The organism is Nocardia speluncae NBRC 108251 (assembly GCF_001613245.1).
Lineage (GTDB): Bacteria > Actinomycetota > Actinomycetes > Mycobacteriales > Mycobacteriaceae > Nocardia > Nocardia speluncae.
Genome location: NZ_BDBZ01000045.1, coordinates 72,079 through 96,117 on the forward strand (window position 1 = coordinate 72,079; position 24,039 = coordinate 96,117).

Genomic DNA, 24,039 nt, shown 5'->3' on the forward strand with positions numbered 1-24,039 from the left:
CTCGGCTCCGCCGCTGGGCACGTCGAGTTCGGGGTGGGGCGGATGCTTCCGTGCTCGGTTGACGCGGGCGACGTGGCGAGAGTTTTCAGGCGCCTTCGAATTGGATGCGTTCCGGCGGGGTTCCGGCGTCGAGTAACTTCTCCACCGTGGACCGGGTCATTGCGGGTGATCCACACACCAGGACCTGGTGCCGGTTGAAACTGCCGTAGGAGCCGACCACTTCGGCGAGGGTGCCCTGGATCAGGTCTTCCTCGTCGAAGCCGATATCCACCCGGTGCCGGTCGTGCCAGTCGTCGGGCCAGGACGGGTCCTCGAGGCGTTCCACTACCGGTACCACGGTGAGCCACGGCAGGTCCGCTGCCAGGAGGACCAGCATATCGGCGGCGTATAGGTCGCGGGGGGAGAAACCACCGAAGAAGAGGTACGTGGTCGGGGGGTATTCGTGCCTGGCCAGCTCGAGGAGCTGGGACCGTAGCGGCGCGAGTCCGGTGCCGCCGGCGATCATCACGACCTCGTCGCCGTCGGGATCCACGCTGAACATGCCCTCCGGGGCGGCCAGTTTCCAGCGATCGCCGGGCCGGGTGTCGGCGACGATCCCGCTACTGCACCAGCCGCCCGCCACGGTGCGGATATGGAATTCGAGCTTGCCGTCCAGCGAGGGCGGTAGCGCCGGGGAGAAACGGCGGCGCATCCCCGGGAACTGCGGAGCCTCGACTTCCAGGGATTGTCCCGCGGTGAAGGGTATGTATTCGCCGATCAGCCGGATCACCGCCAGATCGTGGCGCAGCCGGTGATGTTCGACCACCTCGGCGAACCACTGGGTCGGCTGGTCGCGACGGTGCGGGTCGGCGCGAGGGCCATTGCTCACTGGCACTCCTTGGGAGCAGGTTCATTCGGTCGGTTCAGACCGGATCGGTGCTGATGATCTCCTCCGGCGTGCCGACCGCGAGGAGCGCGCGCCGGGTATCCGCGATCATCTTTGCCGAACCGGCGATCTGGATCTGCCGATCCTCCCACGCACCGAAGCTGGCCACCACGGCGCCGAGGTTTCCGACCAGGCGCCGGTGCATCCCATAGGGTGCGTCCTCGGTGGGATGCGGGTACCACCACGGGTTGGTCTTGTGCTCGCAGACCGGGACGATGGTGAGCCACGGGTTGCTCTGCGACAGCTGCCACATGTTCTCCACGTCGTACAGGTCGCACGGGTAGGCCCCGCCGATGAAGAAATGTACCCGCGGATTGATTCCGCGGCGGCCCATTTCGATCAGCTGCGCGCGCAGCGGTGCGATACCGGTGCCGGAGCCGATCATCAGCACATCGCGGCCATTGTCCTGGTCTACCTGGAGTCCGCCGAGCGGCCCTCCGATGAGCCAGCGGTCGCCGACCTCGGTTTCGTTGACGATGGAGGGGCTCACCCAGCCGCTGCGGACCTTGCGCACATGGAATTCGATCTCGCCGTACGGGTTCGACGGGATGGCGGGGGAGAGATAGCGCCACATCCGGGGCCGCTGCGGGACCGAGACGGGAACGTACTGACCGGCCAGATACGGGATCGGGTCGTCGGACTGCAAACGTACGATGGCCAGGTCGTCGAGGACGTGGCGGTGCCCGACAACGGTGGCTTCCCAGTAGGGCGGGGAATCGTCGGAATTGGCGCCTATCGCCATGGCGGCGGAGATGAGCAGGCAGACATCGCGCCATCCTCCGGCGAGTTCCCTGGTCCAGTTCGGGCCGTTGTAGGTCTGGAAGGCGGCAAAGAGCGCGGGACCGGCCTGATCGTAGTGCGCGGCCTCGACCCCGTATTTGCGGTGATCGCGTGCCAGTTGTTCCAGGAACTTCTGTGCACGGTCCCAGTCCTCCAGGTGATCCAGCATGTACTGGATCGCAGTGGCCAGCCGCTTCGCCTGCATATCCATGGTCGGCGGGAACAACTCCCGCAGCCGTGGATTCTCGGCGAAAAGGTGACCGTAAAAAGCGCTGACCAACCGCTCGGGTCCATGCGGTGCGTCGAGCACCGACTGGAAATTGGCGCGGACCAGCGCTGCCGAACGCGCATCCACGGCGTGGAGCTTCCTTTCCCTGATGTCTGCCCGATCAGGACGTTGCCGTTGCCGGCAGTCCTTCATCCGACAGTATCCCCGAAAATTGTGATGATGGTGGATGTGAAATACGAGTACGTGGTTTGACCGATCTTGTCCGCGGGTATTGCCGCGGCGGCGTGAGTCGGGAGCGGGCATCTTTCCGGCAACCCGCGGGCGAGGCCGGCGGCGGAAAAATCCCGGACTTGAGCGGAACAGACTCAACTTTTCGGACGTTGAACCGAGCAGAACGGCACGAGTCCCCGGAACGGGCGCGGGTGCCGGAGGAGATGTCGACTAGCAGGAAGGTGCTTCGTGGACTCGTTCAACCCCACCACCAAGACCCAGGCCGCCTTGACTGCCGCCCTCCAGGCGGCGTCGGCGGCCGGTAACCCGGAGATCCGCCCGGCCCACCTGCTGGTGGCGCTACTCGACCAGACCGACGGGATCGCCGGGCCACTGCTGAAAGCGGTCGGCACCGATCCCGCCGCAGTGCGTCGTGAGGCCCAGGACATCGTCGATCGGCTGCCCCGTGCCACCGGCGCCACCACCACCCCGCAGCTCGGCCGGGAAGCGCTGGCCGCGATCACCGCGGCACAGCATCTGGCCACCGAACTCGGCGACGAATACGTCTCCACCGAGCATGTGGTCGTCGGGCTCGCCACCGGCGATACCGATATCACGATGCTGCTCGAGAAATACGGTGCCACCGCGGCCGCGCTGCGCGAGGCATTCACCGCCGTCCGGGGTAACGCCAGGGTCAGCAGCCCTGATCCCGAGGGTAGCTACCAGGCACTGGAGAAGTACTCCACCGACCTCACCGATGCCGCGCGCGACGGCAAGCTCGATCCGGTGATCGGCCGCGACACCGAGATACGCCGCGTGGTGCAGGTGCTGTCGCGGCGTACCAAGAACAACCCGGTACTCATCGGGGAACCCGGTGTCGGTAAAACCGCCATCGTAGAGGGCTTGGCCCAGCGCATCATCGCGGGTGACGTGCCCGAATCGCTGCGCGGCAAGAGCGTGATATCACTCGACCTCGGTGCGATGGTCGCGGGCGCGAAGTATCGCGGCGAATTCGAGGAGCGGCTGAAGGCGGTCCTGGAGGAGATCAAGTCCAGTGCCGGCCAGATCATCACCTTCATCGACGAACTGCACACCATTGTCGGCGCCGGTGCGACCGGCGAATCCGCAATGGACGCCGGAAATATGATCAAACCGATGCTGGCCCGCGGCGAACTGCGGCTGGTCGGCGCCACCACGCTCGACGAATACCGCAAGCACATCGAGAAGGACGCAGCCCTGGAACGCCGCTTCCAGCAGGTGCTCGTCGGTGAACCCTCGGTCGAGGACACCGTAGGGATCCTGCGCGGGATCAAGGAGCGGTACGAAGTGCACCACGGCGTGCGGATCACCGATTCCGCGCTGGTGGCGGCGGCCACGCTCTCCGACCGATACATCACCTCCCGGTTCCTGCCCGACAAGGCGATCGACCTCGTCGACGAATCCGCGTCCCGGTTGCGTATGGAGATCGACTCGCGGCCGGTGGAGATCGACGAAGTCGAACGCGCTGTGCGCCGCCTCGAAATCGAAGAAGTCGCGCTGGCGAAGGAAACCGACGAGGCCTCCAAACAGCGGCTGGAGAAGCTGCGCGGTGAACTCGCCGACGGTCGCGAGAAGCTCAACCAGCTGACCACCCGCTGGCAGAACGAGAAAACCGCGATCGACGAGGTGCGGGTGCTCAAGGAGCAGCTCGAGGGCCTGCGTGGCGAATCCGAACGCGCCGAACGCGACGGCGATCTGGGGAAGGCGGCCGAACTGCGGTATGGCCGGATCCCGGCGCTGGAGAAGGACCTCGCCGAAGCCGAGCAGGCCTCCGGGGCGGCGGCCGACGGCGAGGTGATGCTCAAGGAGGAGGTCGGACCGGACGATATCGCCGAGGTGATCTCGGCCTGGACCGGAATCCCGGTCGGCCGGCTGCTCGAGGGCGAAACCGAGAAACTGCTCCGGATGGAGGCCGAACTCGGGCGGCGCGTGGTCGGCCAGACCGAGGCAGTGCAGGCGGTTTCCGATGCGGTACGCCGTGCCCGCGCCGGGGTCGCGGACCCGAACCGGCCCACCGGGTCGTTCATGTTCGTCGGCCCTACCGGCGTCGGCAAGACCGAACTGGCCAAGGCACTCGCCGATTTCCTGTTCGACGACGAACGCGCCATGGTCCGCATCGATATGAGCGAGTACAGCGAGAAGCACGCAGTAGCCCGGCTGGTGGGTGCGCCGCCCGGATACGTCGGCTACGACCAGGGCGGTCAGCTCACCGAGGCGGTGCGGAGGCGGCCCTACACGGTGGTGTTGTTCGACGAGATCGAGAAGGCGCACCCGGACGTTTTCGACATCCTGCTCGCGGTGCTCGACGAGGGCCGGCTCACCGATGGTCAGGGCCGTACGGTGGACTTCCGCAACACCATCCTCATCCTGACCTCGAACCTCGGGGCCGGCGGCGACAAGGATTTGGTGATGAACGCGGTGCGTTCGGCGTTCAAACCGGAATTCCTCAACCGCCTGGACGATGTGGTCATGTTCAGTTCGCTGGACGAGGAACAGCTCGCCCACGTCGTCGATATCCAGCTCGATCAGTTGCAGCGGCGGCTCGCTCAGCGGCGGCTCACCCTCGAGGTCAGCGATTCGGCGCGGTTCTGGCTCGCGGTTCGCGGCTACGACCCGGTGTACGGCGCCCGGCCGCTACGCCGGCTGATCCAGCAGGCGATCGGCGACACCCTCGCCAAGGAACTGCTGGCCGGGGAGGTCGCCGACGGTGACATTGTCGAGGTCGGCGTGAGCCCCGACGGGGACGGCCTCATGGTGGGGCGCCGGGTCCGCGAACCTGTGGCCGTGGACAGCTCGCCGGCACCGTAAGGTCCCCGACCGGCCATTACCGCGCCGGTCAGCGATTTTCCGGGTACACGCGAAGCCGTCCCCGGCGAGTGTGTGCTCGCTCGGGACGGCTTCGGCGCATGTTCGCACCGGGAATGTTCACGCCGGGGCGGAACGAGCACGGAAGTTCGAGCAGGGGTGTACCGAAGCGAGTCCGGGCCGGACTCGATGGGGGCGGAACACCGGCCTGTGCCCGGCTTCGCCGGGATCCACGATGGCCTGCGGTGCAGGGTCGCGCCCGCATGTTTACCCGCAGCGCCCGAACCATCGCGGAGATACCGCTTAGTCTGGATGTTATGACCAACCCGAACGATCCCTGGGCAAGGCGGCCGGACGACGATCCGACCCAGCGCCTGGGTCAGCCGGGAGAATCGGCGACCGAGAAACTGCCCACGGCCGACGACCCGGGCTTCGTGGAGCCGACCACGGCCTACCCGGGTACCGATCCCTACGGAGGTTGGGGCCAGAACCCGAACCCGACCCGGGAGATGCCGACCTACGACAGCTACGCCTGCGGCAATCCGCAATGGGGCGCCGGCGGGCCGGGCCCGCAGGATCCCTACGGGCAATCCGGCGGGCTTGCGCCCGGGCAGGAACCGCCCCGGCCGCCGTCGAACAAAACCGGTATCTGGCTCGGCGTCGGACTGGCCGCGATCGTGCTGATCGGCCTGGCCGGTGTGGGCGCCGGAATGCTGTTCAGCGGTGGCGATTCACAACCCACGGCGGGCGACAACACGACGACCGGCCGGACGCTCGGCCGGCAGGTGCCGCCGCAACCCGAGCAATCGTTCCCCGAGCTGCCGCCCCTGCCGGGCGACCCGGGTACGCCCGATTCGGGGGACCCGAACGCCGGCGACACCACCATGGGCACGATCAGCTCCAACAGTGGTGGCACACTGACCCTCAGCACTCTCACCGGCACCGAGGTCACGGTGCATACGACCGAGGCCACCCAGGTGATATCGCTGGCGGGCGCCACGGTCGACGCGCTGCCCGCCGGGGATCTGGTGATCGTGCAGGGGCAGCAGAGCCCGGACGGATCCATTCAGGCCGAGGTGATCATCAGTACCGCCCTCGACGGGGGCGGCCGATGAGAAATCCGCGGCGCGCAGTGTGGGTGCCCGGCATTACGCCGGGCGGGTGGATAGGCTAGGCGACGATGACGGCAATGTGGTTCGGGCTGGCGGCAATCACCCTCGCGGGTGCGATCGTGCTGCTCTATTTCGACCGGCGCCAGCGACAGCGGACCGGTCACGCGCGCCAGGTGTGGGCGAAAGCCCAGGGATACACCTATGTGTCGGTGGAACCGGCGCTCGCTTCGACCTGGCGGCGCGGTGCGCTGGCCAAGCTCGGGTATCTGACGGCGGTCGATGTGGTGACCGGTATCCGTAAGGGCGAGAAATTCGTGCTGCTGGATCTGGAGGATTCCGCGACGCTGGTCGCGGTGCGCCGGCAGATCGGCTCGGATATCGACGTCGATATGCGGGTGAAGACGATGAATCCGCCCAAGGACGCCGATCTGGAACTGCTCGGTGCCATCGGCGACCGGGTGGTGTTCGCCACCAATCCGGAGATCGCCCGGCACGCGGTGGATCAGCGGATGGTCGCGTTCATCGAATCGCTGGCCGATACGGTGCAGATGTTGTGGAGCGAGGGCAATTGGACCCTCGGAATGCTCCCCGTCGGCACATCTGCCAAGGACTGGGAGACCGGTATCGACGCCGTTCTGCGGTTGTCCGGTCTGCTGCATGTGCTGCCGCCGGTCAACGAGAACCGTAACGACGAGCAGGACCCCCACCCCGCGCATCCCCGGGCCCGGATCCGCTCGACGGAGTACGACGACGACGCTCCGGACGGCGACTACGACGAGTACCCCGACGACAGCGACGAGGATTACGGTCGCCCGGGGCCCAACGTCCGCTACCGCCGTGATGCCCCGGAAGTAGCCGCCGGCCAGGATGACCGGAGCATTCCCGGTGACGAGGTACCGCCGCGCCGGCCGAGCCTGGCCGTGGTGCCCGACTCCCGGCCCGCGAATCGTGCTCCGCGTCCCGAACCGGCCGGTGCGCGGTCCGGCGGAGCCGAGGAACCGGATCGGCCCGTCCCCGACCGCCGTGGTTCCGTTGCCGACGACGAGCACGACCCCCAGTTGCCCGGAGGACCCTTCCACCCCGGTTTCCGCCCCTACCAGGGGCCGGTGCCGCAGTAGCTCCGTGATGACTCGCGACCTGCGGTAACCGTTGTAGCGGTGCCCCCGTATCCTGCTCGCAGGGCGCCGAGCATGCGCCGCGACCGTACTCGCCGCGACTCGCCTCCACGGGCGGAAGGACACCGATGATCGACCAGGCAACGACCGACCGGGATGTCTTGGCCGGGCTGGTGCGCGATTTAGCCGTCGTGCACGGCAAGGTGACATTGTCTTCCGGAAACGAGGCCGACTACTACGTCGACCTGCGGCGGGCGACCCTGCACCACCGCGCGGGTCCGCTGATCGGCAAACTCCTGCGAGAACTCGTCGCGGACTGGGAATTCGACGCGGTCGGCGGGCTCACCATGGGTGCCGATCCGGTCGCGCTGGCGGTGATGCACGCACCGGGCCGGCCCATCGACGCCTTCGTGGTGCGCAAGGCCGCGAAAACCCACGGGATGCAACGGCAGGTCGAGGGCCCCGATGTGGTCGGCAAGCGGGTCCTGGTCGTAGAAGACACCACGACCACCGGAAATTCCCCGCTGACCGCTGTACGCGCCTTGCGCGAGGTGGGCGCGACGGTGGTCGGGGTGGCCACCGTGGTCGACCGGGAAACCGGCGCGGATCGCGTGATCGCCGACGAAGGGCTGCCCTATCGCTCCATACTCGGTCTGAAGGATCTGGCACTGGGCTAAACCGACGGGCTGTTCGACGTCGTGTGCGGCTCCGTTAGCCTGGGAATCCGTCAGAACCGTGAGTGAAGGGTCGTGAGCGTCGTGGTGAGCATTGCCGGCAAAAAGGGGCATGACAACGTCGCGATGCTCGGAATCGGTGCGTACCGGCCGCAGCGCGTGGTCAGCAACGACGAGGTGTGCCAAGTCCTGGATTCCTCGGACGAGTGGATTTTCGAACGCAGCGGTATCCGGAATCGGCGTTGGATCAGCGGCGACGAATCGCTGCGGTCGATCTCGGTGGCTGCGGGCGGGCGGGCGCTGCGCAACAGCGGCGTGGATCCGTCGCGGATCGGCGCGCTGATCCTGGCCACGTCCAGCTGGCCGATGCTGACCCCGCACGGTGCTCCCATCGTCGCCAGCGATCTGGGGATGAACGGTATTCCCGCCTTCGATCTCACCTCCGGCTGCGGCGGATTCGGTTACGGGCTCGGTGTGGCCGCGGATATGATCCGCGCCGGTTCCGCCGAATACGTCCTGCTCATCGGCGCCGAGACGATGACCATCGGGATCGACCCCACCGACCGGGGTACGGCGTTCATCTTCGGTGACGGTGCGGGTGCCGTGGTGATCGGGCCGGTCGAGGAGAACGGGATCTCGCCGACGGTCTGGGGCAGCGACGGCGAGAACGCCGACGCCATCAAACAGGACATCAACTTCGTCGATTACATGCAGCGGGCGCAAGATTTGCAGGGCACCGATCCCGAAGTGGAGCCGGTCGGCCGGATGGCGCTGCGGATGGAGGGTCCCAAGGTTTTCCGCTGGGCGGCAGTTACTTTGCCGCGTGCGCTGTCCAGCGCGCTGGATATGGCCGGGGTTTCGAAGGAAGATATCGAGGTCTTCATCCCGCATCAGGCCAACGCCCGGATCAACGAGCTGATGAGGAAGAATCTCGGCCTGGCCGACGATATCCCGATGGCGGCCGATATCGAGAACACCGGAAACACGTCTGCGGCCTCGATCCCGCTGGCCATGGAGGAGATGCTGGCGACCGGTAAGGCCAAGGGCGGTCAGCTGGCCTTGCTGCTCGGTTTCGGCGCGGGGCTCAGCTATGCGGGGCAGGTTGTTACTCTGCCGCCCGCGCCCGCCGAGGCGAGCCTGTAGTGATGCGGCCGTTCCGTGCGGGATACCTGGCCGCAACGGCCGTCACTGTGGCGGGTGCGCTGACCGGCCGGCAATCGTTGCAGTGGGCGGCGAAGCCGCTGATGATGCCGTTGCTGGCGGCCGATATCGCCACCGGTCCAGCGGATATCGCTCCGCCGGAGCGCACCTTGCTGCTGAGTGCGCTCGGCGCCGCGACCGTGGGTGACGTGCTGCTCATCGAACCCGACGACGATCGTCGGCTGATCGCCGGTGCGTCGTCGTTCGCGGTGATGCAAAGCGGATACGCGGCCCTGTGGTGGCGCCGGGGTGCGCGGCCGCGAGCGCATATCGTCGTACCGCGGGTACTGGCCTGGGCAGGCGCCGCGGGGTTGTTGCGTACCAAGGCGCCGGTGCTCGCCGTGCCGTTGAGCGCCTACGGTCTCACCCTGGGCAGTGCGGCGGTACTGGCCTCCGATCCAGCGCTGGCCCCCGGGGCGAAAAATATTGCCGGGGTCAATATTCCCGACGCCGACCCGTGCAGCCGGCTCGGTCTGGGCGCCCTGTTGTTCACGGTTTCCGACGGTCTCATCGTGGCGCGGCGGTTGTTCGCCCGCGGGCAGCGCTCGCGCCGTGTGATCGAGGGGATAATTCTGGCGACCTACGGTTGTGCCCAGTTCCTGCTCGCCGATCCGGAGGCACACGCCCGGCACTGATCCGGAGGCGAACCCGCGGGACCGATCCGGACGCGAACCTGTGGCACCGATCCGGACGTGCACCTGTGGCACCGAGCTCCCGCCTGCGGTTTTTCCGGTCGTGCGGTTTCGGCCGGTGCGGTTACTATCCACGCATGAGTTACCCCCCGCCGCCGCCCGGGTACGGATATCCCGGATATGGTCCGCCGCCGCCGGACCATCCGCAGACCACCACTGTGCTCGTCCTCGGGATCGTCAGTCTGTTCTGCGCTCTCAGCGGTCCGTTCGCGTGGGTGATGGGTAAGAAGGCACTCAACGAGATCGACGCCTCTGGCGGCACTGTCGGTGGCCGCAGCAATGTGATGATCGGCTACGTACTCGGTATCGTCACTTCGGTCGTGCTGATCCTCTATCTCCTCCTGATCATCTTCTTCATCGTGCTGGCGATCATCGGGGCGGCTTCGGCCTGATATCCGTCGCCCGGTTCACGAAAGGTCAGGGCGGTAATCCTCACCAGGCGGTGGTGAGGTCGGCGTGCTGCCGGATCCAGGTGTGCATGGCGATACCCGCAGCTACCCCCGCGTTGATACTGCGGGTGGACCCGAACTGGGCGATGGATACGGTGAGCACCGCGGCATCGCGGGCGCCGTCGCTCACCCCGGGGCCCTCTTGACCGAACAGCAGCATGCACCGCCGTGGTAGGCGCACCGTTTCCAGCGGCACCGAGCCCGGCACATTATCCACCGCAACCACACTCAGGTCCTCGGCGTTGGTGTACTCCAGCAGCGCCTCGATATCGGAGTGGTGGACGATGTGCTGGTAGCGGTCGGTGACCATGGCCCCGCGGCGGTTCCAGCGGCGGCGGCCGACAATATGTACCGCGCCGGCGGCGAAGGCGTTGGCAGTGCGGACCACCGTGCCGATATTCGCGTCGTGCCCGAAATTCTCGATCGCGATATGGAAGGGGTGGCGGCGCCGGTCGATATCGGCGACGATCGCCTCTCGGGTCCAGTATCGATACGCATCGACGACGTTGCGGCGATCGCCTTCTGCGAGTAGTACCGGATCGAGCCGCTCGTCCTCCGGCGGCGGGCCGGTGTGCTCCTCGGCCCATGGCCCGGCTCCGTGCGGGTGTTCGCCCCATTCGGTGGGGCCGGGGTCGTCCTCGGTGGGTTGGGCTGTCGCATCGTCGTCGCGCCCTGCGTCCGGATTCGGTGCGACCGCCGCGGTGGCCTCGGTCGGGCGATGGTCGGGGTCGGGGCCGGCCGATGGCGCTGCGTTCGTCACGGCACGATCGTAGTTCGGTGCGGTGGGCGGGCCGCTGTTCGGCCTGGTCCGGCCGAAATTGCCTGTGCTGATTCGATTTACTGCCGGCTTGCCTTCTCGGGGCGAGGGCACGCGCGGACGGCCGCCCTTTTGTTAACCCGTATTGACATAGCCGGTGGACATTGCTCCGCGCCCTGTCCGGCAGCAATTCACCTCGGACCCGACGCAAACGCCGGTGAATCGAACGGTTCCGCCTCGACTCGGTAACAATTGAGCGGCGAGAATTCCGTTTTTCCTGGCAATATGGATATATGACCTCGCCCAGCGACGATCTCGACGTTCCCCGGCGCGCGTCCGGGCAACAGCGTAGGCCGCAGGGCAACCCCGCGTCACTCTGGTCCGACCGTGCCGATATGGCCGAGGCCGCCATCGTGTCGCGGCATATCCAGGCGGTGTGGTTGCTGCCCGGTACCGCGCTCGGCGTGGTGGGCTGGCCTTCCGTCCGGCGGGAACGTTTCTTCCTGACCTGGCACTATTGGTGGCAGGCCCATCTCATCGATTGCACGGTCGACGCCGCCAACCGGGCGCCGACGATCGAACGGCGCAAACGGATCAATGCACTGGTGCGGTCACATCGAATGCGCAATATCACCGGCTGGACCAATCGCTACTACGACGATATGGCCTGGCTCGCTATTGCCCTGGAGCGAGCGGCCCGGGTGCAAGACAACGACGAAGCTCGCGGAGGTCTGGGCCCGCTGGAACAGAAATTGTTCGGTGCCTGGGACCCTGCGCGGGGTGGCGGGATTCCGTGGCGGGTCGGGGACGATTTCTACAATGCCCCGGCCAACGGCCCGGCCGGTATAGCGCTGTCCCGGTTGGGGCGCTACGAGCGGGCCGCCGAAATGGCCGAATGGATCGATCTCACGCTGCGCGATCCGGAGACCGGCCTGATCTTCGACGGTATCCATCTCCCGTCCGGCGCGCTCGAGAAGACGATCTACACCTACTGTCAGGGCGTCGTACTCGGGTTGGAAACCGAGCTGGCGATACACACCGGTGATCCGGTGCACCTCGACCGTGTGCACCGGCTCCTCGACGCCGTCGAGGTCAACCTCACGACCGACGGTGTGATCCGGGGTGGTTCCGGCGGCGACGGGGGATTGTTCAACGCTATCCTCGTCCGCTACCTCGCCCTGGTCGCGCTCATGTTGCCCGGTTCCGAACACGAACAACTCGCCGATCGGCGCATCGCCGCCCGTATTGTCGAGCAGTCCGCGGCCGCGGCCTGGGCCAACCGGCTCGACGTGGAGGGCGAACCATTGTTCGGGCACGACTGGACCCGTTCGGCCGAATTGCCGGGTGGGACCTCAGGCGCCGGTGGCCTCAACTCGAACGGTGCGGTGACCTCGTCCCGGGTCCCCGAACGCGACCTATCGGTGCAGCTCTCGGGTTGGATGCTCATGGAGGCTGCTCATATGGTCACCGCGGCGGGGCTGTAGCTCCCAGCGTGCGGCACCGGTGCCGTACGAGCGCGGCTTCGGGTTGCATTCCCCGCCGCTCACGGCTGGGAGTGGTGTGGTGTCGGCGGTGGCCGAATCGACCTCGAAATCCTCCACGGGCTGCGCCATTTCGTGGCGGTACTGCCGGATGCCGATTACGGTGCCCACAACCAGGAACACCACCAGCGAACCGGTCACGATGGGCATGAGCCAGGAGAACTGCAGAATGAAATTACCGGCGTAATAACCCATCAACAGCAGGACCGGCGCCCAGATGATCGCGCCGATGGTACTGGCGATGGTGTAGCGGCGATGGTCCATACCCGCGGCGCCCGCCACCATCGGGCACAGCGTGCGCACCCACGGGATCCAGCGGGCGACGAGCACCGCGAAGAATCCGTGCCGGTGCAGCAGGTCCGCCACTCTGGTCAGGTTCTCGGTGTTGATATAGCGCCCGTTCTTACGGGCGACGAGTTTGTGCCCGGTCCGGCGCCCGACGACATAGCCGACCTGGTTACCGGCGATCGCGGCGAGCATCGCGCCCACCGAGAGTATCCACACCTGGCTTTCCCCGGTCGTATGCGAGGCCATCACTATTCCGGCTGTCAGCAGCATCGAATCACCGGGCAGGAAAAGCCCGAGTATGAAAGCGCATTCCAGGAATACGAAGGTCAGGACCACTATCCAGACCAGCGCCGGACCGGCGGAAATCAGTGGATCGAAACTGCCCATCGCGTAGGGCTCGGCCGAGACGGACACCACTTACCGGACAGGGATCTCGTTTGTGGCGGCCGTCGCATGGTTCGGCACAACCGGCAGGGGCATGGTGCTGATGACCGGGCTCGCCGTATCCACGGCCGGCATTTCGGCGGTGGAGACCAGGTTGTGGTCGGCGACCGGCGCCCCCTCGGCCTTGCGGTTCATCAGCTTCTTGGCCACCGCGCTGATACCCGGCAGGATCGAGACGAACACGATGAGCAGGAAGATCCCTTCGACGTGGTCGCGGATGAAGGCCACATTTCCCAGGAAATAGCCGAGTATGGTCACGCCGCCGCCCCAGGCGACAGCGCCGACGATATCGAAGGCGACATAGCGCTGGTAGTTCATCTTCGACACCCCGGCGAGGACGGGCATGAAGGTCCGGACGATCGGGACGAATCGGGCGATGATGATCGTTTTGGGGCCGTGCTTCTCGAAGAATTCGTGCGTTTCGGTCACATAGCTCTTCTTGAAGAAGCGCGTGTCCTCTTTGCTGAACAGTGCCGGACCGATCGCGCGGCCGATCCAGTAACCACATTGATCGCCGGCGAAAGCGATGAAGGTAACCGCGGGAAGCAGAACCCAGATCGAAACCGGGGGGTTCTCCTGCGCCGCCAGCAGACCACCGGTGAAAAGCAGCGAATCACCGGGCAGCAGCGGGAACAGCAGTCCCGTTTCGATGAAGACGATTACCAGGATCGCCGGTAGCACCGCGTTCTTCAGCCAGGTTTCGGTCAACAGGTGCATCGGGTCGAGCAGTTCGGACAGAGCCAGATTGCTCGTCACCGCGTCGGTAGCTGCCAGCGCAATCACCCGGCCCACAGTACCGGTTACCGCCGGGCCCGCAGGGTGCAGCAGCGCAAACAATCCCCTTATACCGGATGGAATCCGTCTGCCTTAGGGTATGTGCAGAAACAGACAATCCTGTCTGCCGCACTACACGGAGGTCTTCACAGTGCCGATCGCGACTCCGGAGGTCTACGCCGAAATGCTCGGTCAGGCCAAGGCGAACTCCTTCGCCTTCCCGGCCATCAACTGCACATCGTCGGAGACGATCAACGCGGCGATCAAGGGCTTCGCCGAGGCGGGCAGTGACGGGATCATCCAATTCTCCACTGGTGGTGCGGAATTCGGTTCCGGCCAGGGTGTGAAGGATATGGTCACCGGTGCTGTCGCGCTGGCCGAATTCGCGCATGTGGTGGCCGAGAAGTACGGCGTCACCATCGCGCTGCACACCGATCACTGTCCCAAGGACAAGCTGGACGGTTTCGTCCGCCCGCTGCTGGCCATCTCCCAGGAGCGGGTGAACGCAGGTAAGAATCCGCTGTTCCAGTCGCATATGTGGGACGGTTCGGCGATTCCGATCGACGAGAATCTGGCCATCGCTCAGGAGCTGCTGGCGGCCGCGACCGCCGCGAGGATCATTCTCGAGGTCGAGATCGGTGTCGTCGGCGGTGAAGAGGACGGTGTCGAGGCCGAGATCAACGACAAGCTCTACACCTCGCCCGCCGATTTCGAGAAGACCATCGATGCGATCGGTACCGGTGAGAAGGGTAAATACCTGCTCGCCGCCACCTTCGGCAATGTGCACGGCGTCTACAAACCCGGCAATGTGGTGCTCAAGCCCGAGGTGCTGGCCGAGGGCCAGAAGGTCGCCGCGGCGAAACTGGGCCTGGGTGCCGACGCGCAGCCCTTCGATTTCGTCTTCCACGGGGGCTCCGGCTCGCTGAAATCCGAGATCGACGATTCGCTGCGCTACGGCGTGGTGAAGATGAACGTCGATACCGATACCCAGTACGCCTTCACCCGGCCCATCGCCGCCCATATGTTCAGCAACTACGACGGTGTGCTGAAGATCGACGGCGAGGTGGGCAACAAGAAGACCTACGACCCGCGTAGCTACCTGAAGAAGGCCGAGCTCTCGATGGCGGCCCGAGTGGTGCAGGCCTGTGAAGACCTGCACTCCGCGGGACGTTCGATCAGTGCCTGATCGCGCCTTCGCGCCCACTGCGAGATGACGCTGGATCTCCACGTGCTGGGGCCCGTCCGGCTATCGGTCGGCGACGAGCCGGTCGCCGTCGGCGGGCCCAAACCGCGAGCGTTGCTGGCCGCGCTCGCGGTCAACCGGCGGCGTGCCGTGGCCTCGGCGACCCTGGCCGATATGGTCTGGAACGAGTCGCCGCCGGACGCCTACGCCGCGAGCCTGCAGGTATTCGTCTCCAACATCCGCAAGGCACTGCGGAATTCGGGGGTGGACCCGGCCGCGGTGTTACGCACGGAATCCGCCGGGTACCGGCTCGAGATCGCGGACGACGCCTGCGATCTCGGCCGGTTCGAGGCGGCCCGCGACGCGGGTAATCGTGCCGCGGGCGCCGGCGATCATGCGTCGGCGTCGCGGTTGTTCACCACCGCACTGCGGGAGTGGAACGGCCGCGCGCTTTCGGATCTGGGTGGTCTGGCATTCGCGGACAGTTTCGCCACCGCGATGGAAGAGGAACGGCTGCTGGCGGTTTCGGCGCGCTTCGACGCGGAGATAGCGTGCGGACGCGCCGCCGCGACGATCGGCGAACTGGTCGCACTGACCAATGAGCATCCGCTGCGTGAACCGCTGTGGGGGCAGCTCATCACCGCGCTCTATCTCTCCGAACGGCATGCCGACGCGCTCGAAGCATGCCGGCGGGTGCGTTCGGTTCTGGCCGAGGAACTCGGAATCGACCCCGGGCCCGCCCTGGTCGAACTGGAGCGCCGGGTGCTGCGGCAGGAGCCGCTGAGCACCGTGGAGTTCAAAACCGCAGAGCGAATGGCCGCCGCGATGACCGATACTGTCACCGAGGTGCCCCGCTCGGTACGAAGCGGACAGCTGCTGCTGCCGGACGGACGGCTGGTGCTGGTCGCACACGGCGGTTTCAAGATCGGCCGGATGACCGATAACGATCTGATCCTCGACGACCCGAAAGCCAGCCGCTATCACGCCCAGATCAAACTGGGGCGGGCCGGGCTACTGATCGAAGACCTGGATTCGGCGAACGGGGTCTATGTCAACGAGCAGCCGATAGATACCGCGTTGCTCGCCGACGGCGACGCCATCCGCATCGGAACGACTGTCCTGGCTTTCCAAGCCGCACGCTGAACAACCCGGGCGCCTCCCGGCCGAGTACCCCACCACCCGCCGGGGTGAGGGTCGGCCGGTGCGCCTTACCGCCGTAGCGAGCGACTCGGCCATAGACCGACGAACCTCTGCATCTCGCCGCCCACCGTGTCCCTCGGTCCACTCCGGCGCCCGGCCTCTAACCCAGGACGTCGTGGCGGACGATGGTCTGCTCGCGACCCGGCCCCACGCCGATGCAGGAGATGCGGGCCCCGGAGAGTTCCTCGAGCCGATGCACATAGGCCTGCGCGTTGGCGGGCAGCTCCTCGAAGGTGCGGGCCCCGGAGATGTCCTCCCACCAACCCGGCATCTCCTCGAAGATCGGTTTGGCGTGGTGGAAACCGGTCTGGGTGGTCGGCATCTGCTCGACCCGCTCGCCGTCCACCTCGTAGGCCACACAGATCGGAACCCGGTCCAGGCTGGACAGTACGTCGAGCTTGGTGAGGAAGTAGTCGGTGATGCCGTTGACCCGGGTGGCGTAGCGGGCGATCACCGCGTCGAACCAGCCGCAGCGGCGGGCCCGGCCGGTGGTCACGCCCACTTCACCCCCCGCTTTCGCCAGGTAGGCGCCCGATTCGTCGAACAGTTCGGTCGGGAACGGGCCGGAACCCACGCGGGTGGTGTAGCACTTGAGGATGCCCAGCACCGTATCGATCTGGTTGGGTCCGATACCGGCGCCCACCGCGGCGCCGCCGGCGGTCGGGTTGGATGAGGTGACGTAGGGGTAGGTGCCGTGGTCGACGTCGAGCAGTGTGCCCTGCGAGCCTTCCAGCAGCACCGTCTCGCCGCGTTCGAGCGCCAGGTTGAGCTCCAGCCGGGTATCGCTGATCCGGTGCGCGAATTTCTCCGCCTGCGCCAGCACCTCGTCGACCACCTGCTGCGGTTCGAGTGCGCGGCGGTTGTAGATCTTCACCAGCACCTGGTTCTTGAACTCGAGTGCCGCCTCCACCTTCTGGGTGAGGATCTTCTCGTCGAGCACATCGGCCACGCGCACGCCGACCCGCGCAACTTTGTCCTGGTAGCAGGGGCCGATACCGCGGCCGGTGGTGCCGATCTTGTTGTTGCCGAGGAACCGCTCGGTGACCTTATCGATGGCCACGTGGTACGGCATGATCAGGTGCGCGTCGGCGGAGAGCAGCAAGCCCGAGGTGTCGACATCGCGCTCCTCCAAACCCGCGAGTTCGTCCAGCAGCACGCCCGGGTCGACCACGACGCCGTTGCCGATGACGTTGCGGACGCCGGGTGTCAGGATTCCGGAGGGAATGAGGTGCAGTGCGAAGTTGTCCCCGTTGGGCAGCACCACGGTATGGCCGGCGTTGTTGCCGCCCTGGTACCGCACTACCCACTGCACGCGGCCGCCGAGTAGATCGGTGGCTTTGCCCTTGCCCTCGTCGCCCCACTGGGCGCCGATGAGGACGATTGCCGGCATGGTCGTGTCTCCTACGGGTCGACGCGCAACACGCACTTCGTGTTGCGGCTTACCTGCCGTAACGGGGAGGAAGCCGGGAGCACAGTCTACTCGAGGCACCGGAGGACACCGGGAACGGCCGCTGTACCAGGCCCGTTGTGCGAGTCGGCGCGGCGCACCCTCTACACTCGTGGGTGACCGGTCCGAGGAGGGTGTTGGGCGTTTGAGTACCCATGTTCTCCGCTGTGCCGATGCTCCGGTACCCATTGCGCTCGCCGCCCAGCCCACCAGCCAAACCGCGGCTGTTCCCGATACCACTCTGATCGACGAGCTGTTGCCGGTGCTGGCAGCGGATAGCCTGCCGCGGCTGATCGTGCTCGGTGACGATGCCGCACTGGCGGCTGTCCTCACCCATCTGATGCGGACCGAGCGTCTGCACGTTGAGGTGGGCTATGTGCCGCCGGATCACACCTGTGCGGCGCGGGCCTATCAACTCGATACCGGGAGCGCCGCGGCGCGCCGCGCGCTGGAGGGCACACCCGAAGAGGTGCCGCTGATCCGTGACGACACCGGCACAGTACTGGTGGGCCGGGCCGAGATCACCGGTGTGAACGGGACGCCGCTCACCGGTGAGGCCTACGTGGACGAGACACAGCTGTTCTCCGGCGAGGTCCGGGCGATGTTCGTGACCCCGACCCTGGAACTGCCCGGCGTCCGGGCCGGTGTGCCGCGCCGTTTCCGGCGCCCGCGCTGGACCGCAGGACGCGCCGCCCAGCTCGGTACTCCCGCTGCCGTGATCAACCGCGACGGTGTGCAGAGCGACCGGACGGTGCCGCGGGCGAGTTTCTACCGCCACCATGAGTCCTGGTTGCTGGTCCGATGAACGGCGACCGTCCGGCAGTGGCTCCGGCATCGACCGCGGTGCAACTGTGAGCGGCGGTGTCACGGCGCTGCGCCGGGGTGCGGTCCGGCCCAGCCCGGTCTTCCTGCTGGTGGTGCTGCTGGCGGTGGCCGGCGGTGTGCTCGCCTGGAACGCGGAACTGGATTCGGCCTGGGCGAAGGCCGGGGTTTTCGTCCTGGTCGTCTTCGGCTGGGTGGTGAGCTTGTGTTTGCACGAATTCGCCCACGCATATCTCGCGTGGCGCGCCGGGGACCGTGAGGTCGAGCTGCGCGGGTATCTGACGTTGAACCCGCTCAAATACAGTCATCCGCTGCTGTCGATCGTGCTGCCGATGGTGTTCATCGCGCTCGGCGGTATCGGGCTGCCCGGCGGAGCCGTGTACATCCACGCCCATCAGGTGCCGCCGCGGACCCAGCGGCTGATCAGCGCCGCGGGTCCGGCGGTGAATGCGCTGTGCGCGCTGGTGTTGCTGCTGATCGTGCGACTGTTCGGCAGCGCGCAGGACAATCCGGCGTTCTGGTTCGGACTGAGCTTTCTGGCGTTTCTCCAGGTGACGGCGACGCTGCTGAATCTGCTGCCGATACCCGGTCTCGACGGATACGGGATTGTGGAACCGTCGCTGAGCTACCGGACCCGGCGCGGGCTGGATCAGTTCAAACCGTTCGGCATGCTCATCCTGTTCGCCCTGTTGTTCACTCCCGCGATCAACGAGGTGTTCTTCGACGCCGTGTACGCCCTGTACGACTTTTCCGGGGTTTCGGAACAGTGGTCCCGGTACGGCGGATATCTGACCCGGTTCTGGGCGTAGCCCGGATAAGCTGGGCCCGCCCGGCGCGGCTCCGGCCGGACGGGCCCGGATACCCCGCCCGGCCTGCGTCCGGGTATCCGAACGTGCGGCGCGCGGCAGCGCCGTCCGTCGGCAACGCGGCGTGTGGGTGGGGTCCCGACCGTACCGGCATAACCGATTCGGCCATGTTTCACATTAGTTCACGACCCTGCGAACGGTAACGGGTAGTCCACTACGCGGAAAACCGGCGCGTGCGCGCGGCCGATCCGCGTAGCGGCACCGCACTCAATTCTGGGGCGTGACATATGGGTTGGGCACGGTCGGCGGCAGCAGGGCCATCGCCGAAATCCGCTGCACCCCGCAGACCTGCATGAGATCCACCAGGGTGGATCGAATCTGCGCGAAAACCACATGCGACGACAAACCCGAACCTGCGACCAGTTCCGGCCGAGCCTGTTTGGCCACCGACCGCAGGGCGCGGGCTGCTTCGGCCCGGTCGGGTTGTTCGCCGCGATCGGCCAGCACCATGCGCCGGACCACATCGACCGCCTCCGCCAGCCGCTCCACCTCGTCGATCAGCCCCGGATTGAGGATTTCGTCGTCACGCACCAAGGTCAGCGAACGCCGCAGCAGTACGCGGGTGTTGCGGACCGCGTTGTCGAGCGGATCGGCCGCCGCGCGTAATCGCTCCAGCCGGTCCCGGGAATTCCAGTAGAGCGGCGAGAGACGGATCACCTCACGCCCGCCCTCCAGCGATTTGCGCAGCGAATCCAATTGCTGCTGGGTGGCGCGGACCGCGGTGAGCGCATCGCGGATCTTGCTCGGATCCTGTTCCAGCAGACCCTGCCCGCAATCGGCGAGCGATTTGCCCATCACGCCGAGAATTGCCGCCGCCTGCTCCCGGGCCCGGCGCACCGGATGAAGCGGTAGTGCGGCGACAACCACTACCCCCACCAGGCCGCCGATCAAGGCGTCGACCATCCGGGACAGGCCGGCCCCCGATTCCGGCGGCATCAAAGTCGCCACCAGTACCGCCGAACCGGACGCCTGGATACCGATGATGGGCCCGCCGTCCAGGAAGATCGCCAGCGCCATGGCCGCGGCCACCACCAGTGCGATCTGCCACACCCCGGTCCCGACCTGGGAAATGAACAGATCGCCGACGCCGATCCCGAGGGCCACCCCTACGACGAGCTCGAGTGAACGCCGCAACCGTGCCCCGAGGGCGGTGCCGATCGAGACGATGGCGGCCGTGGGTGCGAAGAAGGGCAGTGGATGGCCGACCACATCCTTGGCCAGGAACCAGGCCAAGGCCGCGGCCAGCGAGCACTGCAGAATCGGAAGCGCCGACAGGCGCAGCCGGGTCCAGGAACGCTGAAGGCGCTTGGTGCCCCGGTCCCGGGCTCGGGATACTCGAGAGGTCGGGTCGCTCACGGGCGCGGATGCGTTCAATCCAGACCGAGTGCCCCGGCCGCCCGCGGATCACAATCCTCGAGCAGGTCCAGGCAGCGGGCGTACTCGTCGGTTTCGCCGACGGCCTGCGCCGCCTTCGCCAGCGCTCCCACGCTGCGCAGGAAACCACGGTTGGGTTCGTGCTCCCACGGCACCGGGCCGAAACCCTTCCAGCCGTTGCGGCGCAGCAGATCCAATCCGCGGTGGTAGCCGGTACGGGCGAATGCGTAGGCGGCGACAACATCGTGGTTGATCGGTTCCGCGGCGTCCGCGGCACGATCCAGGGCGGCCTCGGCCAGCGCCGCCCAGGCGATCGAAGCGGCCGGATTTTCGGCGGCCACTTGCACCGGGTCGGTGCCCGCGTCGAGCGCGTCTTCCGCCGCATGCAGTTCAGGAAGGAGTACAGGTTGCGGTCCGAGCAGATCACCGAACGAGGTCATGCGGTTCATTGTGCACGGCCGCCGGGAATGCTCGATAGGCTGGCCTTCTACGTCACATTTTGTTTGCCAGCAACGAGGGGTACAGGTGCCGCACCCGACCGACGACGAGAAACCGACGCGCTCCGAATCCGGACCCGGCTCGCCCACCGCGCCGCCGGACACAACGGACACCGGAACACAGCTGTCGCAGGCAGCCGGCGCGGTGACCTCCCGGATCCGCCGGACGCTCGGTCGAGGAAGCGGTGCCGACCCCGCCCCTGGGGAGAGCAACGCCCCCACCGAGGCCATTCCGCGGGCGTCGGCGTGCGGTTCCGACACCGCCGAAGCTGCGGACGTGGCATCGGAAGGTGACGCCGAGACGCAGGCCATCCGGACCTCTTCCGCGGAGCGAGCTGCCGGAGCCCGCAGTGGATCTCCGGCGTCCACGGAAGGCGATGAACCGGGACCGAAGCGGGGCGCCGACGTGTCGGATGAAAAGCCCGGGCGGGCAGATGTTTCCGCGGTGAATTCGGGTTCGGCCGAGGAGAGCAGTGCCGAGCCGGCGGGCGGGAAGAAGGATTCGAGCGGCAGGCCGGCGGGGAGTGACTCCGCCGAGGACGCTTCGGATTCGACGACCGAGCCGGACGAGCGGTCCGAGGCAGAAGCCGCTCCGACCGGTGCCAAGACCCCTGAACAGGCAGATCGTCGGCCGGAGGGTGCCGATCGGCCGGCCGAAGACGGTGCAGCCGCCGACTCGGCAGAGCCGGGCGCACCGAACGCTTCCGAGGATCCATCCGATACGGAGGCTTCCGCAGAAACCGAAAGCGCTGTTCCAGCAGCCGCGGGCACGCCTGCCGGCGAGACACCGACGGCGTCCGGCACCGCGAAATCTGCGAATGCTGCCGCGCCGGAGGCGTCCGGCGAATCGGCCACCGGTACCGCACAAGCAGAAGCAGAACGAGCGGCCGGCGGACCACCGGAAGCCGCTGCGAAGGACGCCGACGGGCGCGCGGGCTCCGGCCGCCCGGCCGGTACGACCGAAGCTGCCGCGGATTCGGCCTCCGATGCCGCCGAGCCGGGGCAGGCCCGGTCGAATGATTCGACAGCCAAGGGCACCGACCGGGCTGCTGGTGCCCCGGGTACCGCAGGCCGGGGGGATCCGAAATCGGCTGCTGAGAAGGAAACGGACGATCCGCAGGTTCTGGCCGGTGAACCGGTTGGTGGATCGGCCGTTTCGGCCGGGTCGGCCGATGAGTCCGGCAGCGCGGTTGACGGACCAGCCGGGTCCACTGCCGCGGCGGCCGACGCCGCGGACTCCGGGGCCGATTCCGAAACGGCAGAACCGACCGAAGCCTCGAAGAAGGCGACTGCCTCCGGTGGTGCCGCAGCCGCGGTTGGTGGCGCCGCAGTGGCGGCGAGCGTCGCGGCGACGTCCGCCGCTGGGAATGCCGCCGCAGATGGTGAAGCCGCAGAGGGTGAAGCTGCTGGGGATGCCGGCGCAGAGGGGGAAGCTACTGGGGATGCCGGCGCAGAGGGGGAAGCTACTGGGGATGTCGCCGTAGACGGTGAAGCCGCCGGCGATGCCGCCGCTGCCGGGGATGGCCGGTCGCTCGTCGGTGGTTCCGGGGAATCGGTGACAAACTCCGCGACTACGCCCGGTACTGCGGGGCAGGCCGATGGCAGCGCAGATCCGGTGCAGCCGGAAACCGGGGACGACTCCGGAACGCCGGAAACAGTCGCGGGGGCGGGTACCGGGGAATCCGGAGCCGTTTCCGGGGTCGCGCCCGGTAGCGAAGGCGGTCCCGCGGGGCAGCCCGGCGGCGGGGAAGATGCGGCCCGGTCGGCCGAAGGGGACAGTTCAGGCGAATCGGAAGGGGCTACCGAGGCCGCGCCCGGAGGCGCCGGGAGTTCGCCGGAACAGACCGGCGGCAAACAAGACGCGGAGCAGGTGGAAGCTGCGGAGTCGGGTAAAAATGCCGGGGTCCGGGCGGATAGTGCGGAGGGTTCCGGGGCGCCGGTCGCCGGAAAGGCCGGTGCGGCACAGCCGGTCGACGGGAGTAGCTCCGGGCGGACAGATACGGATGCCGCTACGCAGTCCGGCGATGCGGGCCCTGCCCCGGATGCGGGTGGCAAGCAGGACGCGCCGTCGGCTCCTGCGACCGGTTCCGTCGTATCGGAAGCGGGTACCGCTGAGGCGCTCCATACCGAGGAACAGGCGGACGACCGGCAGGTGGCGTCCGGCGATGTAGTTGCGGGCGGGTCGGAAGCCGGCGCCGCAGCGGAAGGCAGCGAGGCCGGCCGGGCGGGGTCCGACGAGGCCGGCACCGGTGATTCGGAAGCGGAGGATCGCCCTGGTGCGTCCGGCGAGTCCGAGCCGGGGCCGGGCAACGGGGAGGCACGGACGGTCGTGATTCCGCGGCAGCCGCGGCCGGACGAGGCGCGCACCGTCGCTATGCCCGTGCAGAAGCCGGATCCCGACGCGACCGCGCGGATCGATATGAACGAGGTGCGCAAGGCCGGCAGGCCGGCCCAGGCACCCGGTGGCCCGCAGGGGCCCGGCCGGACCGATCGCGTCGGGCCGGGGGCGGCGGCGCTGTCGAAACCCCCCGCCACCCCGCGGCCGCAGTCGGGTCCGAAACGGCCCGGGCCGCAGGCGCCGGGCCGGCCCGATCAGCCCGCGCCGCAGCGTGCGGG

The 24,039-nt window shown here is 67.3% G+C and carries 20 protein-coding genes and 1 pseudogene; 13 read left to right on the forward strand and 8 right to left on the reverse strand.

What is annotated here, in order from left to right; genetic code table 11:
• Window positions 1-85: 85 nt before the first annotated feature.
• Window positions 86-868: an FAD-binding oxidoreductase gene (locus NS6_RS31325; RefSeq protein ID WP_068049605.1), complete on the reverse strand. Its 783-nt coding sequence runs from the start codon at window positions 866-868 to the stop codon at window positions 86-88.
• 34 nt (window positions 869-902) lie between these two features.
• The gene (locus tag NS6_RS31330; protein ID WP_068049606.1) at window positions 903-2,060 is read right to left on the reverse strand and encodes a globin domain-containing protein; all 1,158 of its coding nucleotides are present in this window, start codon (window positions 2,058-2,060) and stop codon (window positions 903-905) included.
• Window positions 2,061-2,393: 333 nt separating this feature from the next.
• Between NS6_RS31330 and clpB the strand changes: the two genes are divergently transcribed.
• The 7 genes from clpB to NS6_RS31365 all read left to right on the forward strand — a co-directional run bounded on the left by clpB (window position 2,394) and on the right by NS6_RS31365 (window position 10,173).
• Window positions 2,394-4,991 carry an ATP-dependent chaperone ClpB gene (gene clpB, locus NS6_RS31335; RefSeq protein WP_068049608.1) on the forward strand — a complete coding sequence of 866 codons (2,598 nt, stop codon included), beginning with the start codon at window positions 2,394-2,396 and terminating at the stop codon, window positions 4,989-4,991.
• Window positions 4,992-5,305: 314 nt separating this feature from the next.
• Complete coding sequence (locus NS6_RS31340) at window positions 5,306-6,103, forward strand: DUF5666 domain-containing protein (RefSeq protein WP_068049611.1); 798 nt, start codon at window positions 5,306-5,308, stop codon at window positions 6,101-6,103.
• Between the two features lie 74 nt (window positions 6,104-6,177).
• Window positions 6,178-7,218, forward strand: coding sequence for a TtfA family protein (locus tag NS6_RS31345; RefSeq protein ID WP_068049613.1), 1,041 nt, complete (start codon window positions 6,178-6,180; stop codon window positions 7,216-7,218).
• Between the two features lie 125 nt (window positions 7,219-7,343).
• Window positions 7,344-7,892, forward strand: coding sequence for an orotate phosphoribosyltransferase (pyrE, locus tag NS6_RS31350; protein ID WP_068049614.1), 549 nt, complete (start codon window positions 7,344-7,346; stop codon window positions 7,890-7,892).
• 81 nt (window positions 7,893-7,973) lie between these two features.
• Entirely contained in the window at window positions 7,974-9,032 is a 1,059-nt protein-coding gene (locus tag NS6_RS31355) for a beta-ketoacyl-ACP synthase 3 (RefSeq protein WP_068049653.1), read from the forward strand.
• A 2-nt stretch (window positions 9,033-9,034) separates the two neighbouring features.
• Entirely contained in the window at window positions 9,035-9,724 is a 690-nt protein-coding gene (locus tag NS6_RS31360; RefSeq protein WP_068049615.1) for a lysoplasmalogenase, read from the forward strand.
• A 134-nt stretch (window positions 9,725-9,858) separates the two neighbouring features.
• On the forward strand, window positions 9,859-10,173 hold the full coding sequence (locus NS6_RS31365) for a hypothetical protein (RefSeq protein ID WP_068049654.1): 315 nt from the start codon (window positions 9,859-9,861) through the stop codon (window positions 10,171-10,173).
• A 40-nt stretch (window positions 10,174-10,213) separates the two neighbouring features.
• Here the strand turns inward: NS6_RS31365 and NS6_RS31370 are convergent, their stop codons facing one another.
• The gene (locus NS6_RS31370; protein ID WP_084471583.1) at window positions 10,214-10,990 is read right to left on the reverse strand and encodes a TrmH family RNA methyltransferase; all 777 of its coding nucleotides are present in this window, start codon (window positions 10,988-10,990) and stop codon (window positions 10,214-10,216) included.
• 392 nt (window positions 10,991-11,382) lie between these two features.
• On the opposite strand from NS6_RS31370, the gene NS6_RS31375 reads away from it, so the two are divergent.
• Window positions 11,383-12,471 (forward strand): glycoside hydrolase family 76 protein, encoded by a 1,089-nt coding sequence (locus NS6_RS31375; RefSeq protein ID WP_068049657.1) that lies wholly within the window; start codon window positions 11,383-11,385, stop codon window positions 12,469-12,471.
• 96 nt (window positions 12,472-12,567) lie between these two features.
• On the opposite strand, the pseudogene NS6_RS31380 reads toward NS6_RS31375, so the two are convergent.
• Window positions 12,568-13,203, reverse strand: a pseudogene (locus NS6_RS31380) (DedA family protein); the annotation flags it as partial.
• A 30-nt stretch (window positions 13,204-13,233) separates the two neighbouring features.
• Window positions 13,234-13,977 (reverse strand): DedA family protein, encoded by a 744-nt coding sequence (locus NS6_RS31385; protein WP_084471595.1) that lies wholly within the window; start codon window positions 13,975-13,977, stop codon window positions 13,234-13,236.
• A 208-nt stretch (window positions 13,978-14,185) separates the two neighbouring features.
• Here NS6_RS31385 and fbaA point away from each other — a divergent pair, with 208 nt between their 5' ends.
• Both fbaA and NS6_RS31395 read left to right on the forward strand, forming a co-directional pair.
• Window positions 14,186-15,220: a class II fructose-bisphosphate aldolase gene (gene fbaA / locus NS6_RS31390; protein WP_068049659.1), complete on the forward strand. Its 1,035-nt coding sequence runs from the start codon at window positions 14,186-14,188 to the stop codon at window positions 15,218-15,220.
• Between the two features lie 24 nt (window positions 15,221-15,244).
• Window positions 15,245-16,360 carry a BTAD domain-containing putative transcriptional regulator gene (locus tag NS6_RS31395; protein ID WP_068049616.1) on the forward strand — a complete coding sequence of 372 codons (1,116 nt, stop codon included), beginning with the start codon at window positions 15,245-15,247 and terminating at the stop codon, window positions 16,358-16,360.
• A 157-nt stretch (window positions 16,361-16,517) separates the two neighbouring features.
• On the opposite strand, the gene NS6_RS31400 is transcribed toward NS6_RS31395, so the two are convergent.
• A complete protein-coding gene (locus NS6_RS31400) occupies window positions 16,518-17,807 on the reverse strand; it encodes an adenylosuccinate synthase (protein WP_068049617.1) in 1,290 nt (429 codons plus the stop codon).
• Between the two features lie 202 nt (window positions 17,808-18,009).
• Between NS6_RS31400 and NS6_RS31405 the strand changes: the two genes are divergently transcribed.
• Together NS6_RS31405 and NS6_RS31410 are read left to right on the forward strand one after the other, a co-directional pair.
• Complete coding sequence (locus NS6_RS31405) at window positions 18,010-18,669, forward strand: hypothetical protein (protein WP_068049618.1); 660 nt, start codon at window positions 18,010-18,012, stop codon at window positions 18,667-18,669.
• Between the two features lie 46 nt (window positions 18,670-18,715).
• Window positions 18,716-19,495: a site-2 protease family protein gene (locus tag NS6_RS31410; RefSeq protein ID WP_068049620.1), complete on the forward strand. Its 780-nt coding sequence runs from the start codon at window positions 18,716-18,718 to the stop codon at window positions 19,493-19,495.
• 264 nt (window positions 19,496-19,759) lie between these two features.
• On the opposite strand, the gene NS6_RS31415 is transcribed toward NS6_RS31410, so the two are convergent.
• Together NS6_RS31415 and NS6_RS31420 are read right to left on the reverse strand one after the other, a co-directional pair.
• On the reverse strand, window positions 19,760-20,908 hold the full coding sequence (locus NS6_RS31415; protein WP_084471585.1) for an FUSC family protein: 1,149 nt from the start codon (window positions 20,906-20,908) through the stop codon (window positions 19,760-19,762).
• Window positions 20,909-20,922: 14 nt separating this feature from the next.
• Entirely contained in the window at window positions 20,923-21,366 is a 444-nt protein-coding gene (locus NS6_RS31420; protein ID WP_068049662.1) for a DUF3151 domain-containing protein, read from the reverse strand.
• A 502-nt stretch (window positions 21,367-21,868) separates the two neighbouring features.
• On the opposite strand from NS6_RS31420, the gene NS6_RS31425 reads away from it, so the two are divergent.
• On the forward strand, window positions 21,869-24,039 hold a 2,171-nt coding region (locus NS6_RS31425), incomplete at its 3' end, for a hypothetical protein (protein WP_218024290.1).